The organism is uncultured Stenotrophomonas sp., from assembly GCF_913778665.1.
GTDB lineage: Bacteria > Pseudomonadota > Gammaproteobacteria > Xanthomonadales > Xanthomonadaceae > Stenotrophomonas.
Map to the genome: position 1 here is coordinate 401,994 of NZ_CAJYVQ010000008.1, position 16,103 is coordinate 418,096.

Here is a 16,103-nt window from a genome sequence, read left to right on the forward strand (position 1 = left end):
ACTGACCTGCCGGCCCTGGACCCGGCGACGGGGTAGCGTCGACTGCTCTTCGCGCAGATCGCGAAAATCCCGCGCTGCGCGCGATAGTCGACTAACAGACGACTCTACCCCGTCGATTCTGCGAATCAGAACGTATAGCGGACGCGGCCGTAGTAGTACGCGCCGTTGCTGCCGATCGGCGACAACACGTCGTACGGCAGGTTGCCGAAGTAATGGATATCGCTGTTGGATCGATCCGGGTAGTTGTCGGTCAGGTTCTGGCCGCCGATGGCGACGCTCCACTGCGCGGTGATGCGGTATTCAACTTCCGCATCCAGCTGCCATTCGGCCTGGTAGGTCTGGCGCGGGATGTAGCCATCACCGAAGTTGAACACGCGGGTGGCGCTGCCATAGCGGTTCACGCGCGTGCTCAGCGACCAGCGGTCGTTGCTCCATGCCGCCGAGAAGCTGCCACGGGTACGCGGCGTGGCATCCGTGAGCGTGTTGGTTTCTTCGATGCCGAACAGCGCATAGTCCGGATCCAGCGCCTGCAGCTGCGCCGGCGTCGCCAGCACATTCTTCAGCGTGGTCCTGGTGTAGGCATAGGTGCCGGTCAGCAGCAGCTGGCCATCGCCCAGCGACTGGCGCCAGTTGCTCACCAGCTCGGCGCCGCGGGTACGGGTGTCGGCGGCATTGACGAAGAAGCTGGCGCTCTGCAGGCCGGTGACGCCGTAGTTGGCGGCCACGTAGTCGGTCAGCGCATCGCCGGTGATGCTCTCCGAGAGCGCGATGCGGTCGTCGATGTCGATCTGGAAGAAGTCCAGCGACAGGTCGAAGTGCTCGCCGATGCGGCTGGTGAAGCCCAGCGAGGTGTTGAGCGACTTCTCCGGCTTCAGGTCACGTGCGCCGAGGCCGCGCGCGATCGGGTTGTTGACCGAGAGCAGGCGGCCCTGCACCAGCTGGCCGCCGGCGTTGTAGCCGGTAGAGGTGGATTCGTAGCCGATCTGCGCCAACGACGGCGCACGGAAGTTGTTGGAGATGGCACCACGCAGCGCGAACGCCGGGGTGAACGCGTAGCGCAGGCCGAGCTTGCCGGTCAGTTCGCCACCGAAGTCATCGTTATGCTCGTAGCGTGCAGCCAGATCGGTGGAGAACTTGTCGCCGAACTGGCTGGACAGGCTGGCATAGGCACTGGCGACATCGCGCGACAGGCGCGCTGCATCCTGCGGGGTCAGGCCGCCACCGGCCTGCGAGCCGGTCGGGCGATCGATGTACGGGCCGGCGGCGTAGCTGGCCGGGTCACCCGGACGGGTCTGGTAACGCTCGTGGCGCCCTTCCACGCCCAGGCCCAGCGTGTGGCTGATGCTGTCGCTCTGGGTGAACACGCGGCTCAGGTCGAGGTTGCCCACGGCCTGCGCGTACGCGTAGTCGGCGGTCTTGAAACGGGTCGGGCTGGTCGGGCCCAGTGAGGCGTTGAGCGAATCGCGCAGGCGGTAGGTGAAGTCGTTCTGGCCGTAATCCAGGCTGCCGTCATAGCTCCATTCGCCCCACTGGCCGCGCACGCCGGCCACGGCCTGCACGTCGCGGTTTTCGCCTTCGGATACCGGCCGGTAACCGTCCGGATAGACCTGCTTCCAGTTGGCGTCGCTGTCGGGGTAGCGGAAGTAGTTCGCGCCTTCGGTATCACGCTGGTTGAAGGTGCCGAATGCATAGAAGGTGGACGTCTGGCCGACCGGGATTTCGGTATTCAGCCACAGGTTGATGTCCTTGCTCCTGCCATCGCCCAGCACGTAGTTGCGCTTGCCCTGCAACGCCAGGTTGTCCGGAGTCTGGTCCCACGGCGGAATCTGGTCGAAGCCGGCGCGGTTGGTGCCGTTGCGGTGTTTGTACTCCAAACCGACGCGCAGGAAGCCGCCGTCCTCGCCCAGCGAGGTGCCCACCTTGGCGCTGATGTTGCCGGTCTGGCCATCGGTGAGGGTGCGGCCGATGGGTTTCAGGTCGGTGTGGTTGGCGCCGTAGCTGGCCTCGATCTCACCACCGTCGCCGCCGTTGTCGAGGATCACGTTGATCACGCCGGCCACCGCATCGGAGCCGTACAGCGCACCGGCGCCATCGCGCAGCACTTCAATGCGCTTGATCGCGCTGACCGGAATCGAGTTGAAATCGACCGGGGTGGTGCCCTTGCCGATCTTGCTGTCGGTGTTGACCAGCGCGGTGTGGTGGCGGCGCTTGCCGTTGACCAGCACCAGCACCTGGTCCGGCGACAGGCCTCGCAGCTGAGCGGCGCGCACGTGGTCGGCGCCACCGGAGTTGGACTGGCGCGGGAAGTTGAACGACGGCAGCAGCGCCTGCAGTGCGCTGCCCAGCTCACCGTTGACCACGCCGGCCTTGCGGATGTCCTCGGCGGTGAGCACGTCCACCGGCGAGGTGGATTCGAGCACGGTGCGGTCGGCGGCGCGGGTGCCGGTGACGATCACCGTGTCCAGGTTGGTGGCGTCCTGGGCCAGGGCCGGGACGGCGGCGGAGGAAAGCGCGAGGGCGATGGCGACGCCGAGCGGCGACGCGGACGGACGGGTGGACATGGGGGCTCCAGCAACAACGACGACGGGGAAGGGTGAGATAGTTTCACTTACATCCATCCGGATGAAGCGATATATTATCTTCGCGTGATGGCCGGTGCCGATGCAAGCCCCTGCCGGTCCGGCATGAGCTGATGCCCTGTTGGCATCAGCACGCCGGGCCAGTGGCGCTGTACGCTGCCGGCTCGCCCTGTCCCCCTTCCCCGGAGCTGTAACGATGAAACACCTTGGCCTCGTCTTCGCTGTGCTGCTGGCCACCAGCGGCTGCGCCAGCCTGTCCTCGCAGGCGCCCAGCGCCTATGCCTCGGCCACCACCGCCGACCTGAAGGGCGATGCCGCGCGCCCGTCCGATGGCCATGGCTGGGTACGCAGCGAGCTGTACTTCGGCGTGGGCGAGGAACAGGGCGCGGGCAACCGTCCGCAGGCCGACACCATCAGCGAGGCGCAGTGGCGCGCCTTTCTGGACAAGCAGGTGACCCCGCGCTTCCCGGATGGCCTGACCGTGTTCGATGCCTATGGCCAGTGGCTGTTCCGTGGCGATGCCTCGCCCAACCGCCTGCGCACCAAGGTACTGGTGGTGCTGCACGAGGACACTCCGCAACGTCGCGCTGACATCGAAGCGATCCGCCTGGCGTGGAAGCAGCAGACCCAGCATCAGTCGGTGCTGTGGTCGCGGCAGCCGGTCGAGGTATCGTTCTGAGTTGAAGGTGCCGCTGCGGTGCCGCAGGAAGCGATGATGAACTACAGGGAATGCGTGCTGGGCCTGGTGCTGGCAGGACTGCTGGCACCGTCGGCGCAGGCACATGGCGACGACGGCGAAACGCTGCGCTTCCAGGTGGCCGCTCACGTGCAGGCGCACGCTGACCCCCAGCGGGATGGCAGCATCGCCGTGCAGTTGTCGCCGTCGGGCAAGCGCCAGGTGCTGGCTGGCGCGGAAGATGCCGACGGCAATTCGCGGTGGTCGCTCGAAGACGTCGATTTCGATGGCTACCCGGAACTGGTTGCACGCGCTTCGGTGGGGATGGTCAACGAAGCGTTGGCGGTGTACCGGTTCGACCCGGCCAGCCTCTCGTATCGCGCACTGCAGGCCGAAACGCACGGCAACGACAGCTGCGGTGATCTGATGGGGCTGAGCGTCGAGGCAAAGACCCGCACGCTGACCAGCAGCTGCCGCAGCGGCCCGATGTGGTACACCGACCAGTATCGGTTTGCGGGCGCAAAACTCTATCTGTACCGCAGCGAGCGCCTCCTGATGCTGGGCGATACGCTGAACGCGGCCCTGCATTGGGGGCAGACCGACGACCAGGGGCCGTTGGCCGTCTGGCGGACCTATGCTGCCGATGGACGCGTGCTGGAAGCGGCCATCGCCGATGGCCTCGGCGCGCCACCGGAGGGGCCACTGCGTGGCCAGCAGGCCTCCGTTCTGGCGGCCCGCGTGTTCCTGTTCGATCGCCCCGGTGCATCGAGCACGAAGCGTTACCTGGTGCAGGGCGATCGCGTTGAGATGCTCGATGAACAGGACGGTTGGATGAAGCTGCGCTACCGCAACCCGAAGCAGGGCGTGGTGGAGGGCTGGATCAACGTCAATGATTGACGAGACGTCTACCCGCAGTTTGCATATCGAGGCGATGCGCAACTTGCCCACGGAGGCATCACTTCATCGGGTCTAGCCTCGGGCATTCCCCCGTTCGAGGATGTATCCGATGAGCAAGCGCGTGGCCGAAATCGTGGTGGATGCCCTGCAGCAGGCTGGCGTTCGACGTTGCTACGGCATCGTCGGCGATACGCTCAACCACGTGACCGATGCGATGCATGGCAGCGATATCGCGTGGGTGCACGTACGCCACGAGGAAGTGGCCGCCTTCGCTGCCGGCGCCGATTCGCTGGTCAGTGGTGAGCTGACCGCCTGTGCCGGGTCCTGCGGGCCCGGCAGCCTGCACTTCATCAATGGCGTGTTCGAAAGCAACCGCAACCGCGCGCCGATGGTGCTGATCGCCAGTCAGGTGGTGACCAGCGAGCTGGGCATGGAATTCCCCCAGGAAGTGGACTTCAAGGCGGTGTACGCCAGCTGTTCGGTGTTCTGCGAGCAGGTGCACAGTGCCGAGCAGGCGCGGCGTGTGGTGACCCTGGCCTGCCAGGCAGCGATCAGCCGCCGCGGCGTGGCAGTGGTGATCCTGCCGGCCGACATCAGCCAGGCCGAGGTGAAGCACGATGTGCCGTTCTCGGTGCACTACACCCAGCCCGTACTGCGCCCTTCAGACGCAGAACTGCAACGCATCACCGAACTGCTGGGGCAGGGCAAGCGCATCGGCATCTATGCCGGCGCCGGCTGCCAGGGTGCGCACGCGCAGTTGCTGGAGCTGGCACGACGCCTGCAGGCGCCGGTCGCGCACACCTCGCGCGCCAAGGATTTCGTCGAGCCGGACAACCCGTACAACATGGGCATGACCGGTATTTTCGGCATCGAGTCCGGCTTCCACACGCTGATGGAATGCGACACGCTGTTGCTGCTCGGCGCCGACTTCGCGTGGGGCCAGTTCTATCCGGACAAGGCGACGATCATCCAGGTCGACCGCGACGGCAGCCACCTTGGCCGTCGCCACCCGGTGAGTCTGGGCGTGGTCGGTGATATCGCACCGACGCTGGACGCGCTGCTGCCGATGCTGCCGCCGCGCGAGGACAGCACGTTCCTCGATGAGTGCATCGTGCGCCGCGACAAGGCCCTGAAGAAGCGCGAGCAGGAAGAACAGCCGGGCGAGGGTGAGCTGATCCATCCGCAGCACCTGACTGCGCTGCTGTCGAAGTACGCCGCAGACGACGCGCTGTTCACCGCCGACGGCGGCTCGCCGATGGTGTGGGTACTGCGGCATATCCGTGTCAATGGTCGCCGCCGGACGCTGACCAGCCTGCTTCACGGCACGATGGCCAACGCGATGCCGCAGGCACTGGGCCTGCAGAAAGCGTTCCCGGGCCGGCAGGTGATCTCGCTGTCCGGCGATGGTGGCCTGGCGATGCTGCTCGGTGATCTGCTGACCGCGGTGCAGGAAAACCTGCCGATCAAGGTGGTGGTGTTCAACAACGGCTCGCTGAACTTCGTCGAGCTGGAACAGAAGGTGGAAGGCCTGCTGGACAACTACACCGATCTGAAGAACCCGGATTTCGGCCGCCTGGCCGAAGTGATCGGCTTCCACGGCCGCACCGTGACCCGCAGTGAGGATCTGGAGGAAGCGGTGCAGGATTTCCTCGCGCAACGCGGCCCGGCGTTGCTGGACGTGCACACCAGCCGCGCAGAGCTGGTGATGCCGCCGCAGATCGAAGCCAAGCAGGTGGCCGGTACCGCGTTGTATGCCGCCAAGGCGGTGTTGAATGGCCGCTTCGACGACGTGAAGCATCTGCTGGTGGACAACTTCCTGAAGAAGTGAGGGTTGGGGCTGGATGCTGGGCTGCGCCCTGCACCCGCAGAGGCCAAGGCAACAGCCGAAGCAACAGCAACAGCGGGCATTCCGTGGGATGGCGGGGTGGGTCCGGTTGCGGGGGACGCTGCAAGTACGTCCTTGTAAGCTCGATCGCGCCATTCATGGCGCTCACGCCCCCGCAACCGGACCCACCCCGCCCTCGGCAATCTTCCGCTGCTGTTGGTGGGTGTCGATCTTGCTCGACACGGTAGATCCACGCCGTGCGTGGATGAACGAACGAATGATCGGAATGATCTTCTGTAGAGCCGAGCCATGCTCGGCTCAGAAGCCTCGCGTATATCAGCCGAGCATGGGTTCGGCGCAACAACGAGAGCCTGCCTTTGCTTTTGATCTTTTGATTCTCTTCCGTGGCTGGCACACGCAGGGAACTGTCAGAGGCCGGGCGGGTGGGCGTCGCGGGGGTGTCCGCGGCATGGATGCTGCGGCCAAGCCCCGAGGATGGGTTCACGGCGTCCCCCGCGACGCCCACCCGCCCCGGGCCAGCCCGGAAACTTGCGATTCGCGCCCAGGCACGAGGGGCCCCGCCGTTGGCTGGAACCCATCATTCCACCGTGGAATTGGCGCCCGGGCCCCGCTGGGCCTACCATCGGCGGTCCCCACCCCCACCGCCCCTTCCATGTCCGCTCCCGCTTCCGCCGCACCGCGTCGCTGGTTCGTCTCCGGCGACTTCAACGGCTTCTTCGGCCTGGTCGTCGACAACCTGTCCATCCTCGGCTTCATTGCCATGGCCCTGGTCGGGATCTTCCAGTTCCCCGCCGACGTGGTGTTCGGTCGCATGTTCCCCGGCACCGCCTTCGGCGTGCTGGTCGGCAATCTGCTGTACACGCTGATGGCACGGCGCCTGGCCGCGCGCACCGGCCGCGACGATGTCACCGCCATGCCGCTGGGCCTGGACGCGCCGACCAGCATTGGCATGGCCCTGCTGGTGCTTGGCCCGGCCTTCATCGCCTTCAAGCAGCAGGGCCTGGACCCGCACGCGGCAGGCATCGCCACCTGGCAGCTGGGCATGGCCGCGCTGGTCATCATGGGCGTGCTCAAGTTCGTGCTGTCGTTCTTCGGCGAAGCGGTCACCCGCGCGCTGCCACGCGCGGCGCTGCTGGGCTCCATTGCCGGCATCGCGCTGGTGCTGATGGGCCTGCTGCCACTGCTGGAAACGCTGCGCTCGCCGCTGGTCGGCTTCACCACGCTGGGCCTGCTGCTGTATGTGCTGATCGCCAAGGGCAAGCTGCCGGTGCGTGGCCCCGGCGTGCTGCTGGCCTTCGTGTTCGGCACCGTGCTGTATTACGGCCTGGGCGTGGCCGGACTGGGTGCACCGGGCTTCCATGTGCCGGAATGGGTGCCACCGCAGGTGGTGCTGCCGCTGCCGACGCTGGGCTTCCTTGAAGGCCTGCCCACGGCGATGACCTACCTGCCGTTGCTGCTGCCGTTCGGCCTGCTGATGGTGGTCGGTGGCATCAACGTCTCCGAGAGCGCACGTGCGGCCGGCGATGACTATCGCACCCGTGACATCCTGCTGGTGGAAGCGGTGGCGACGCTGGTGGCCGGTGTCTGCGGCGGCGTTGCGCAGACCACACCGTACATCGGCCAGCCGGCGTACAAGCACATGGGCGCACGCAGCGGCTATACGCTGCTCACCGGCCTGTTCGTCGGCATCGGCGGCATGCTCGGCATCATCTCCGGGCTGGTGCAGTGGCTGCCGCTGGCGGTACTGGCGCCGATCATCGTGTACGTGGCGATTGACATCACCACCCAGGCGTTCCAGGCCACGCCGCGCCACCATACCGGTGCGATGGTGTTCGGTTTCCTGCCGTCGGTGGCCTACCTGCTGGCGATCAAGGCGCCGGGCTGGATCGCACCGGACCAACTGCCGCAGCTGCTGACCAAGCTCGACGGCCACGGCCTGCCGGAACTGGCGGTGATCTTCACCCTCGGCAACGGCTTCATCATCACGTCAATGCTGTGGATCTCGGCGGTGGCGGCGATGGTGGATGGCCGCCTGCGCCGCGCCTGCTGCTTCCTGCTGGTGGCGGCGCTGCTGACCCTGTTCGGCCTGATCCATTCGGTGGACCCGCGCGGCGGCATCTACCTGCCGTGGGATCTGGAAGGCCTGGCGCGCATCATCAGCTGGCAGTTCGCGGGCGCCTACGTGGCACTGGCGGTGCTGCTGGGATTGTTGTCGCTGCAGAAGCAACCGGTGAAACCGCTGGGTGACGGCACCGATCATTGACCGGGGACGCCGCGCATGGCCCGGCGATACTGTCCGGAATCCAGCTCCGGGTAATGGCGGAAGATGCCGTTGGTGTTGAACGGCACCCTTCGTTCCGAGGCCAGGTAGGCGGCGATGTTCGGCCGCTTCGCCACCCGCTCCTGCAGCGCACGCAGCAGGGGCAGGGTGGGGCCGAGGGCCTGCATGCGGCGCGGGAACATGTAGTCCAGCCCGCTCAGCAGCTGGAACAGCGACAGATCCACATAGGAATGCTCACGCAGTGCGTGGCGGCCGCCGTTGGCGGCCAGTACCTGTTCGAAGTAACCAAGGAACTTCGGCAGGCGTTCATCGCGTAGCGAGACCGCCCGCGCCTTGGCTTCGGTCTTCTGTTCTTCGTAGTACTTCGAGGCCGCGATGGGGTGGTGGGTGTCGTGCACCTCGGCCACCAGGTCGGCAATGGTCAGCTGCACTTGCAGCGCTTGCATCCGCCGCGAGGCCGCCTGCGGCACCAGGTCCAGCGTTGGGCCGAGGAAATCGAGGATGGCCGCGACCTGAGCGATCACCTGCCGGCCGGCCTTCAGGAACGGCGGCGCGAACGGTTGCATGCCTTCGCTTCCACCATCCAGAAACGGGTGCATTACCGCATCGCCGTGTACCCGCGCCATGTCGATGTAATCGGCCCCCGCGTCTTCCAGTGCCAGGCGCACGAATTCACCGCGGCCCTGGATGCCGGTCCAGTAGTACAGCGCGTACTGCATGGGAGTGCCTCCTCAGGACAGGACGCATAGCGTCGCGCTACCCACGCAAAGCGCGCGTGAGTGCGATGCCTGCCTGGTATTGGGCATTGGACGGCGGAGTGTTCAGTCCGATGGCACGATGGTGATGATGTCGTGCTCATTGACGCTGCCAGCCAGCGTGTAGCGATATCCCTTGGCCAGGACCTCAACGTAGCTGTCATGTGCGGCAAGGATGAAAAGCTGCAGGTCGTGGACATTGCGAGGATCGTAGTGCGCGAGCAGCGCTGCAAGGCCAGGATCGTCGATGACCCGGTAGAGGCCGGGGAACGGGCAAAGACCGGTTCGCCGCCAATATGCGGTTTCATCGGCTGGTGCGGCTCCCTCGACGATCTCGCCGTGGCGCATCTCATGAAGATTGCCGCCCCGGCAGCGCGCTTCATGGACAAGTTCGAAATCCACCTGCAACGAGCGGTAGCGCATCTCCGGTTGCGCTGCATAGTCCTCCAACGTCTGTGCCTCCACGTTCACCTGTGCGCTCGCGTTCTGCTCGCGATACACCAGCGTCAGGTCCAGCGTGCTGATGCGGAAAGGCACGGGTTCCGGGCGAAGCTCCATAGGTCGTTCGTCGAGGGGGCAGGACTGTTCATTGGGCCGTCCGCCGCACGGCGCTGTCAACGCGTTTTCCGAACCGCACCGCAACGGGTGGGGAACCCTCGGAAATCAGCCGGGTCACACCCTGTCCATGCAGGTGAAACGATGAGGTGATGCGTCATGCAGAGCGGAAAGGCGGTATGGCCCTGGGTGTTGGGCGTGGTGGTGATCGGTGGCGCGGGTGGCTGGCTGTTCCGCGATCAACTGAAAAGCCTGGCAGACGGTGTCCCGGTGCCGGTGCAATCGACTCCTGACGCCACCCGCGCACCGCCGCAACCGACGGCCGCTGCGGAACCCGCGCCGGCGTCAGCCCCGATCAAACATCCGCTGGATACCGAGGCCGCCGCCGACCCGGCGCTGCCGAAGCTGGCCGATAGCGATGCCGCAGCCTGGGGCGCGCTCAGCCAGCTGTTCCAGGGCGAGGGGCCGCTGACCCTGCTGCTGCGCGATCACCTGATCCAGCGCCTGGTCACCCAGGTCGACAATCTGGACAAGCCCAGTGTGCCGCCCACCGCGCTGGCCGCACGGCCGCTGCCGGGCAGTCTGCAGGTCGAGTCCGCTGAGGACGGCGAGCGGATCGCTGCCAGCAACGGGGCACGCTACACGCCCTATGTGCAGGCATTCACCGCGATGGATCCGGCGGCGACGGCTACCGCGTACAAGCGCTTCTATCCGCTGATCCAGCAGGCCTATGTGGACCTGGGGCGGCCTGAGGGTTACTTCAACGACCGCCTGGTCGCGGTGATCGATCACCTGCTGGAGACCCCGGACCTGGCGCAGGCGCCGCTGGTGCAGCGCGATGAGCGGGGCCGCTACCGCTTCGTCGATGCGACCCTGCAGTCGCGATCGATCGGCCAGAAGGCGCTGCTGCGCATGGATCCGGCGCAGGCGCGGGCGGTCAAGCAGCAGTTGCAGGCGATCCGCAGTGCGATCACGCGTGGTTGAGCCGGCGGCCGTCAAAGGGCCTGCAGGAAGGCTTCGATGTCCTGCAGATCCTGCCTGCTGAGCCCGCGGGGACGCAGCAACGGGTCGGGTTCCGGGAAGGGTGCGGCGTTGGCCGGCAGGTCGGCCGGCGCACGTGGCCGGGCGCCGCCGACGTTGTAGAACGCCAGTACCCCGGACAACCTCGGGATCATGCCGTTGTGCATGTACGGTGCAGTAGCTGCAACACCGCGCAGCGAGGGGGTACGGAAGCGGCCGCTGTCGGCGGGATCGCCGGTCACCGCGTAACGCCCCAGGTCCTGCCGTGCGCGCCCATGGAAATGCAGGCCCAGGTTGTGGAAGCCGTTGTCGGTGAGCGCCGCCCCGCTATGGCAGTTCATGCAGCCGGCCTGGGTGCGGAACAGGTGCAGGCCACGCAACTGGGCATCGTCCAGCACACGCGCATTGCCACGCAGGAAGCGATCAAAGCGGCTGTTGCGCGGGGACAGGCTGCGCTCGAAGGCGGCGATGGCCTGGCCAAGCTGGGCGGCATCGATGCGTGGCTGCGCAAACACTTCGTTGAACGCGTAGCGGTAGGACGCATCACCGCGCAGGCGGCGCACCGCGCCCTGCGTGGTGAATCCCATCTCGATCGGATCGGCGATGGGGCGCAGGGCCTGCTGCTCCAGCGTGGTGGCGCGGCCATCCCAGAACAGCGGCGCAATGTGCGCACTAGCCGCGACGCTCGGTGCATTGCGGCGACCGGGGCGACGGTCGTGCCCGAATGACACACGGCGGCCATCGGCCCAGCCCAGGTCCGGGTCGTGGCAGCTGGCGCAGGCGAGTTGCCGCGACTTCGACAGGATCGGGTCGAAAAACAGCCGACGACCCAGCGCCACCTTGGCTGGCGTAGCGGGGTTGTCCTCGGGGTCCACCGCCGATGGCAGCGGGGCCAGCTCCTGCCAGACCACGCCGGGCTCCACGTCGGGCGCGGGCCAGCTTGCGCTGGGCCCGCTGTACAGGGCGCGCAGGCAGGCGCCTTCCGGCCGCGCAGGCAGCACGTCGGGGCACGGCATATCACGCGCGGGCGCAGGCATGCCCGCGCCGCCCAGCAAGAGGGCGGCGACGGGCAGGACCAGCCACAAGCGCCGATGGGCGCGCATGCCGAGGGGCGGTACAGCGGTCATCGGCACGACGCGGTCAGTAGCGGTAACCCACTTCCAGCCAGAACTGACGGCCGATGTCATACAGCGGTGCATTGCCAACGGCGGAAGATGCGCCGTGGACGTTGCGGCGGTTCAGCAGGTTGGTGATGTCCACGTTGGCGTAGACCGTTCCCCGCTGTGCAGACAGTTCACGTTGCCAGCCCAGCCGGGCGTTCCAGGTGAGCGATGGGGAGTACTGTCGCTCTTCCCACACGTCGATGCGCTCGCCCTGGTACATCTCGGTCTGCAGTGTCCTGGCGATCCTTCGATAGCCGGCCGAATAGACCAGCATGTTGGTCACGGTCAGTTCCAGCGGCGCGATGCGGGTAATGGTGTTCATGCGCGCCGTCCATGGACGGGTGTAGTTATTGGCCGGTTTCTGCTGGTAGCGCACGTAGCGGCCGTCGTAGCGGATCCATGGGTTCAGGTAGAACAGGTCAGCGCTGTCGTCGTAAAACGGCACCGCCTTGCGCACGTCGGTCCAGTCCAGCGAGAACAGCGCTTGAGTATGCGTGGCCCCGGCAGACCAGCCGTGCAGCGGCTGCGCGGTCAACGAGTAGATGTTGCTCAGGCCGCTGCCGGTGCTGGACCAGGTGCTGTAGTTGCTGGCCAGCGCGGGATCGTCCGGCGTGATGCCGGTGATGCGCCCGCTCACGTTGATGACCTGGTCGCGCAGCCGACGGTTGACCGCCTTCAGGTTGAAGCGCCAGCCCGCCCAGTCCTGCCGCCACGCCAGCATCAGTTCATCTGCGTAACCCACCTTGCCGATGTTGAAGTAGGTGTCATTGCCGGCCCGCGTGCCCGTGGTCCATGGGCTGTTGAGGCTGGTCCGGCGTTCGTTGTTGTAGCGCAGCTGGTTGACGCCGTCGCGAAGCTTCCAGGTGGCCATGTTGCGGCCGTAGTAGCGGTTGGCGCCCAGGGTCAGCAGGGTGCCGTCGCGCGGCTCCCAGCTCAGCGCAAAGCGAGGAGCCACCGTGGTCTGGCCGATGTAACTGTCGCGCTCGATGCGCAGACCCGGTCGGATCGAGACAGCGCCGTAACGCATGTCGTCGTCGATGTGCGCAGCGAAGCTCTCCACGTTGAAGCCGATGTGGCCGGTGGCGTAGCGGGTGCGGCGGGTGAAGTACTGACCGGGCCAGCCCGCCAGCGTGGTCAGGCCCATGTTGCAGGCAGTATCGATCTCGCCTGTGTTCAGCGTGCAGGTCGTGGTACGCGCTGGCGTGGTGTAGGTGCTGTTCTCGGTCAGGCGGCGATAGTCGAACCGTTGCCGGGTCAGCTCCACGCCGGTGGTCAGCTGATGGACGCCATCGCCAAGATCGAAGGCGTGGGTCTGTGCCTGCGCACTGTAGGTGAGGCGTCGCTGCCGTTGTTCGATGTCACCGAACTCGCCTTCCAGTGTGGATGCGTTGGTGCCCCAGTCCTTGCTGGTCGAGCGCAGCCAGGTGAAGTGGTCATCGCTCTGGGCATCACGTGACTGCTCGGTGCTGCTCCAGCTCAGACGTTGGTTGATCGTGCCCCAGTCCGCCTGCCAGGTGCCTCCCAGGTTGATCATCGTGCCGCCGCTGTCGATGCGCACGCCGGCGCCGCGGATGTTCGACCGGAACAGCTGGTTTTCCGATGGCGCGTGCGTGAAGGACGCATCGACGGTCAACCGATCGCTGGCCTCCCAGACCGTTTTCACCATCGCCTGGTCCGAGCGCTGGCGCTGCACTTCGCGCTCCGATCCGTAGCTGTCGACCAGGTGAGCGGAATAGAAGTAGGTGGGAATCGTGGAGCGCTTGCGGGTCAAGTTGGCCAGCACGCCCAGCGTATCGGTCACCTTGCCTTCCAGCGTGGCACGCCAGGTTTCCTTGGTGAACTCGGGTTGGCCATCGCCCCACGAGGACGCATTGGCATAGTCCTCGCGCATGCTTTCATCCAGCAGGTAGCGGGTCCAGGACGAGCGCGTGGTCTGGTAGGAAACGCTGCCGGAGAAGGCGTCCTTAGGCGTGCGGACGTTGGCTTCAATGACGCCACCGCTGAAACCGCCGTAGGCGGCCGGGACGTTGCTGTCCAGCACCGTCAGGTCGGCCAGCAGGTCGGTGTCCAGGGCGAAGGCCTGGCTGTTGCCCGGGGCGGTCGCAAGGCGGTAAGGGGACGGGTCGCCACCGGGATCGATGTCGTTGTTGAAGTTCATGCCATCGACCACGAAGGCATTCTGGTAAAACGGCGCACCGTTGATGCTGACATTGGCCGGAGAGATGTCGCCGGGGGTGAAGCTGCTCGATTGGGCGTTGTCGAACTGGACGGCGGGGTTGATCCGCAGCAGGCGCCCGATGTCACCGTTGCCGGTGGTCTGGGCATGCATGTAGTCCTGGTCCAGGCGCAGGCCTTCGGCATAGCGGAACGGCTGGACCTCACCACTCACGCGCAGCGGCAAGGTCTTCCGTGCTGCTGCCATCGGCACTGCGTTGCCCGCTGCCTGCAGCGTGTAGCTGCCGCCTGCGCCAGGCTGCAGGCGCAGGCCGGTACCCGCCAGCAGCCGAGCAAAGCCCTGTTCGGTGCTGAAGGTGCCCGACAGTGCCGGCGCCATGCGTCCGGCGGCCAGCGCCGGGTCGAAGGACAGGGCGATGCCACGCTGGGCGGCGAAGGTGCTCAGGGCCAGGCCGAGCGGGCTGGCGGCCTGTGCGGTAGCGGCAACGGCCTGCATCGGAGCCTCATGGGCGAACACGGGCGTGGTCGTCAGGGCAATGGCCAGCAGGCTGAGCCGGAAGGGTCGGGTCATCGAGGGCATGGAGGGCACGCAAGGAAAGGATTCACTCCCTTTGCCACCCGAGCGTGGAAAAAGTGTCACTGCTGGCGATGCGGGCCGGTCAGCGTGGCGTTCCGGCGCGCAGCCGGGTCCACAGTCCGGCCGGTCCGCGCTGTATGTCCAAGCCGTAGAGGGCGGCCAGCATGGCTACGCTGCGGGCCGGGTCATCCACCGGAAACGCGCCGGACACCTGCTGGGATGCGATCGCATCGTCACAGCCCAGCCAGCCGGATTGATAGCGCCCCAACTGTTCAAGCACGCGGCGCAGGGGCTGTGCATCGACCACCAGCATGCCGTGGCGCCAGGCGTCGACGGCCGGTGCGATGGCATGCACCGGCGCGAAGGCATCCGCGTGGAAGGCCACCTGCCGCCCAGCCTCGATGACGCGTTGCTGCTGCGTCTCCGCCAGCACGACCCGTACCGCCCCTTCCAGCACCGCCAACACGGTGGCCGCGCCGGTCTGCTGCACATTGAAGCGCGTGCCCAGGGCCTGCATGCGCCCTGCCGGACTGGCAAGCACGAACGGCCGGGCAGGCTGCTGCGGGTCGGGCACGGTCTTAATCAGCACTTGGCCATGTCGCAGCCGCAGCAGGCGCTGCTGGCCATCGAAGGCGATGTCCACGGCGGTGTCGGTGTCCAGCTGCAGCACGCTGCCATCGTCCAGCATGTGGCGGCGGCGTTCGCCGATGGCGGTGCGCACGCTGGCATTCCAGGCGGCATCGTCGTACAGGCGCCAGGCCAGCCAGCCTCCCAGCGGAGCAACCAGCAGTGCGGCGACACCACGCAGCAGCGCACGGCGGCCGGGCGAGGGCGCGCGCTGCAGTGCGCTGTGGGCCAGTGGCGATGGAACCTGCCCGCTCAACGCCAGCAAGCGTTCCGCGCGCTGCCACGCGCGTGCATGGTCGGGATCGGCATCGTGCCAGTGCTGCCACCGTGCGCGCTGCACCGCGCTGCCGTCTTCGTGCAGGCGCATCAGCCAGTCGGCAGCCTGTTCCAGTGCGCGTGGCGGAAGGGCCGGTGCGGTGGCGGTCTCAGCCGGCATGCGCAAGGCAGCCCATCAGCGCCCGTTTCATGTGCCGCTTCACCGTGGACAGCGACAGCCCCAGCTGATCGCTGATGGCCTCATAGCGAAGCCCGTCGAACTGCGCCAGCAGGAACACCCGGCGCGCCATTGCCGGCAACCCGTCCAGCATCGCATCGATCTGCTGCAGGGCCTCACGCACCAGCGCCTGTTCTTCCAGCGAGGGCTGCACCGGCTCCGGCACCTGTGCCAGGTATTCCAGGTAGGCGCGTTCCAGCGCCTGGCGGCGGAACCAGTTGGCGGCCAGCCCGCGCGCGACCGTGGTCAGGAACGCACGCGGCTCACGCAGGGCTGCGAGATCGCGCCCGTGCAACAGCCGCGCGAAGGTGTCCTGGGTGAGATCGTCGGCCACGTCGCGATTGCCCACGCGTCCGCTCAGCCAGCCGTGCAGCCAGACACGATGGTCGCGGTACAGCATGCCCAGTTGTTCGTGTCGGGGGCCCATGAAAGAGGATGTGTGGCCTTGATAGAAATGAG

The 16,103-nt window shown here is 66.7% G+C and carries 12 protein-coding genes; 5 read left to right on the forward strand and 7 right to left on the reverse strand.

Annotated features, from left to right (window positions below; all coding sequences use genetic code 11):
- Positions 1–125: 125 nt before the first annotated feature.
- Positions 126–2,561, reverse strand: coding sequence for a TonB-dependent receptor (locus tag QZ853_RS10530; RefSeq protein WP_295572789.1), 2,436 nt, complete (start codon positions 2,559–2,561; stop codon positions 126–128).
- 214 nt (positions 2,562–2,775) lie between these two features.
- Here QZ853_RS10530 and QZ853_RS10535 point away from each other — a divergent pair, with 214 nt between their 5' ends.
- The 4 genes from QZ853_RS10535 (at position 2,776) to QZ853_RS10550 (ending at position 8,261) form a co-directional block, all read left to right on the forward strand.
- The gene (locus tag QZ853_RS10535; protein ID WP_295572792.1) at positions 2,776–3,258 is read left to right on the forward strand and encodes a DUF3574 domain-containing protein; all 483 of its coding nucleotides are present in this window, start codon (positions 2,776–2,778) and stop codon (positions 3,256–3,258) included.
- Positions 3,259–3,294: 36 nt separating this feature from the next.
- The gene (locus QZ853_RS10540; RefSeq protein ID WP_295572794.1) at positions 3,295–4,152 is read left to right on the forward strand and encodes an SH3 domain-containing protein; all 858 of its coding nucleotides are present in this window, start codon (positions 3,295–3,297) and stop codon (positions 4,150–4,152) included.
- Between the two features lie 109 nt (positions 4,153–4,261).
- Entirely contained in the window at positions 4,262–5,980 is a 1,719-nt protein-coding gene (locus QZ853_RS10545; protein ID WP_295572796.1) for a thiamine pyrophosphate-dependent enzyme, read from the forward strand.
- A gap of 670 nt (positions 5,981–6,650) precedes the next feature.
- Entirely contained in the window at positions 6,651–8,261 is a 1,611-nt protein-coding gene (locus QZ853_RS10550) for a hypothetical protein (protein WP_295572799.1), read from the forward strand.
- On the opposite strand, the gene QZ853_RS10555 is transcribed toward QZ853_RS10550, so the two are convergent.
- Entirely contained in the window at positions 8,255–8,998 is a 744-nt protein-coding gene (locus QZ853_RS10555) for a glutathione S-transferase (protein WP_295572802.1), read from the reverse strand. The two genes, QZ853_RS10550 and QZ853_RS10555, sit on opposite strands and share 7 nt — an antisense overlap.
- Before the next feature lie 102 nt (positions 8,999–9,100).
- Entirely contained in the window at positions 9,101–9,571 is a 471-nt protein-coding gene (locus QZ853_RS10560) for a hypothetical protein (RefSeq protein ID WP_295572804.1), read from the reverse strand.
- Positions 9,572–9,748: 177 nt separating this feature from the next.
- Here QZ853_RS10560 and QZ853_RS10565 point away from each other — a divergent pair, with 177 nt between their 5' ends.
- Positions 9,749–10,573: a DUF3014 domain-containing protein gene (locus QZ853_RS10565; protein WP_295572806.1), complete on the forward strand. Its 825-nt coding sequence runs from the start codon at positions 9,749–9,751 to the stop codon at positions 10,571–10,573.
- A gap of 11 nt (positions 10,574–10,584) precedes the next feature.
- On the opposite strand, the gene QZ853_RS10570 is transcribed toward QZ853_RS10565, so the two are convergent.
- From QZ853_RS10570 to QZ853_RS10585, 4 genes are all read right to left on the reverse strand, one after another.
- A complete protein-coding gene (locus tag QZ853_RS10570) occupies positions 10,585–11,625 on the reverse strand; it encodes a cytochrome c peroxidase (protein ID WP_295572808.1) in 1,041 nt (346 codons plus the stop codon).
- Between the two features lie 124 nt (positions 11,626–11,749).
- Complete coding sequence (locus tag QZ853_RS10575; protein ID WP_295572810.1) at positions 11,750–14,518, reverse strand: secretin and TonB N-terminal domain-containing protein; 2,769 nt, start codon at positions 14,516–14,518, stop codon at positions 11,750–11,752.
- A gap of 88 nt (positions 14,519–14,606) precedes the next feature.
- Entirely contained in the window at positions 14,607–15,587 is a 981-nt protein-coding gene (locus QZ853_RS10580) for a FecR domain-containing protein (protein ID WP_295572812.1), read from the reverse strand.
- Positions 15,577–16,071: a sigma-70 family RNA polymerase sigma factor gene (locus QZ853_RS10585; protein WP_295572815.1), complete on the reverse strand. Its 495-nt coding sequence runs from the start codon at positions 16,069–16,071 to the stop codon at positions 15,577–15,579. Before QZ853_RS10585 ends, QZ853_RS10580 begins: the two co-directional genes overlap by 11 nt.
- Between the last annotated feature and the right edge of the window lie 32 nt (positions 16,072–16,103).